The sequence below is a fragment of the Candidatus Krumholzibacteriia bacterium genome, from assembly GCA_035268685.1.
Lineage (GTDB): Bacteria > Krumholzibacteriota > Krumholzibacteriia > JAJRXK01 > JAJRXK01 > JAJRXK01.
In genome coordinates this window covers 1-2,059 of sequence record DATFKK010000018.1, presented here as the reverse complement: position 1 = coordinate 2,059, position 2,059 = coordinate 1, and the positions used below count along the sequence as shown (strand labels likewise).

At 67.7% G+C, this 2,059-nt stretch carries 3 protein-coding genes; 1 reads left to right on the top strand and 2 read right to left on the bottom strand.

Annotation, left to right across the window (positions count from 1 at the left end; all coding sequences use genetic code 11):
• Positions 1–491 (top strand): cyclic nucleotide-binding domain-containing protein (locus VKA86_01620; protein ID HKK69886.1); only part of this gene is annotated, 491 nt, incomplete at its 5' end.
• On the opposite strand, the gene VKA86_01615 is transcribed toward VKA86_01620, so the two are convergent.
• Together VKA86_01615 and VKA86_01610 are read right to left on the bottom strand one after the other, a co-directional pair.
• Entirely contained in the window at positions 488–1,447 is a 960-nt protein-coding gene (locus tag VKA86_01615; GenBank protein HKK69885.1) for an IS481 family transposase, read from the bottom strand. The two genes, VKA86_01620 and VKA86_01615, sit on opposite strands and share 4 nt — an antisense overlap.
• 185 nt (positions 1,448–1,632) lie before the next feature.
• Positions 1,633–2,059 (bottom strand): hypothetical protein (locus tag VKA86_01610; protein ID HKK69884.1); only part of this gene is annotated, 427 nt, incomplete at its 5' end.

Sequence of the window (2,059 nt, the reverse complement as noted above, 5' to 3'; positions counted from 1 at the left end):
GGAGCATCGTGTTCAAGCGACAGAAGACGCCAACCCAGCCACTGCAGGGGATCGCGGTGTTGGAGGGATGCTCGCAGCAGGAACTCCAGACCCTGGCCGAGTTATCGTCACTGCGCACCTACGACGCGTCGAGCGTGCTCGTCGAGCAGGACTCGCCGAGTGCGGAGATGTTCCTGATCGTCGATGGTTCCGTCGTCGTCTCGGACGAGAGCGCGACGCTGGCGACCCTTGGCTCCGGCACCGTGCTGGGTGAGTCGGCGATCCTGGACTGGTGGCTACCACCGAAGGACCGCCGCTCGAAGTACGAGACCGGACGACGGACGGCGACCGTCACCGCCTCCGCGGATGCGCCGGTCGAAGCGGTGGTGATCGAACCGGCAGGGTTCGAGCAGCTGCGTGAGAAGGCACCCGGTGTCGCCCGGAGGCTGATGGACGAACTGCGTCGTCGGGTGCGCGAGGACGATTCGGAAGCCGGGCCATCGAGCGTCTAGCTGTTCTTCCCACAGACGTTGTTGACGGTTTCGTGGGGGGTGTGGCCGTTGAGTCCGGTGTGTCGCCGTCGGGTGTTGTAGTACCGGATCCAGCGGGGTAGCGCATCAAGCCGGTGCTGGTTGGAGTTGAAGGTGCGGGCGTAGGCGAACTCGTCGACCAGGGTGCGGTTGAACCTCTCGACCTTCCCGTTGGTCTGGGGCCGATACGCCCGGATCCGCTTGTGCTTGATCCGGTTCTTGCGCAGTACCCGTTGGAAGTCCCGGGAGACCGTGTAGTTCTTCGCATTGTCGGTCATCACCCGTTCGATGACCACGCCTTGGGCGGCGAACCAGGCGACGGCGTCGGTCAGGAAGGCCGCGCAGGTCTCGCCGGTCTCGTCGGCATGGACCTGTACGAACGCGAGCCGGGAGTGGTCGTCGACGGCGATGTGGAGCTTGTCGTAGCCGAGCCTGCCCTTGTGTGAGCGGTCCAGCGTCCCGTCACGGCCGTGGGCACGCCAGCCGCCACCATCAGGGATCCGGCCGAGCTTCTTCACATCGACGTGCAGCAGCTCGCCCGGCCGGTCTTTGACGTAACGGATCGGTTTGCCGGTGGGCCGGTCGAAATCGGCCAGCCTCGAGCAGCCGTGACGGACCAGGACCTTGTAGGCCGTGGAGCGTGGCACCCCGAGGTAGAACTCCAGCAGATGCGGTCCCCACCGGCGTCGCTTCCGGGCCAGCAGGATCCGTGCCTCGAGCTTGGCGTCGATCCGGTTGGGGCAGCGCTGCGGCCGGCTGGTCCGGTCCTCAAGGCCGGCTTCGCCGTGCTCACGGAACCGCGCCAGCCACTTGTAGACCGTCGCGCGCGACACCCCAGCCGCCTCTGCAGCCGTCGCGGGCGACCAGCCCTCCTCAAGCACCCGGGTGACGATCAGACGACGGCCGTGCACGGTGAGACGAGCGTTACGATGGGCCACGAGGGCCTCCTTTCAGTTCGAAGCTTTAGACACTCCGAACTTCAAGGCAGGCCCTCACCTACTGTCAACAACCTCCGTGGGCATTACATCTAGCGAAGCTTGGGGTCAGGACGCGCTGCCTGCGGCACCGTGCCACCCGCCGCACGAGACCTGCGCTCTCCGACACCGCAGTCTCCGCGCCCGGGTCAGGCGGACCAGCCGCGTTCGTCCAGCGCCGCGGTGGTCAGCTCCCGGCCGGAGTCGGCGAGTTCGCGCGCGAGCTGCGGCTCGAAATCGAGCAGATCGCCCAGCCCCACGATCGGGGCGTCGGGCAGGACCGTCAGCATCTCCACGAGGTCGTCGCCCCCGTCGCCATCGCCGTCCACCCGGTCGTCGGTGTGCGCGGCGGTCCGGACGTCCTGGACCACCGCGTCGCGCAGCACGTGCGCGATCGCGAGCGCGATGACGTCACCGAAGTTGTGTGGCGGCCGCGACGGGGGATCGGCGGGCACGGGACCCACGACGAGCATCCGGTCGGGCTCGTGGGCCAGCGCTCCCGTCACCGGGGTGTTCTGCGACAGCACGCCGTCCCAGTACTGCCTGCCGTCGATCTCGATGGGCTGGAACAGCCCG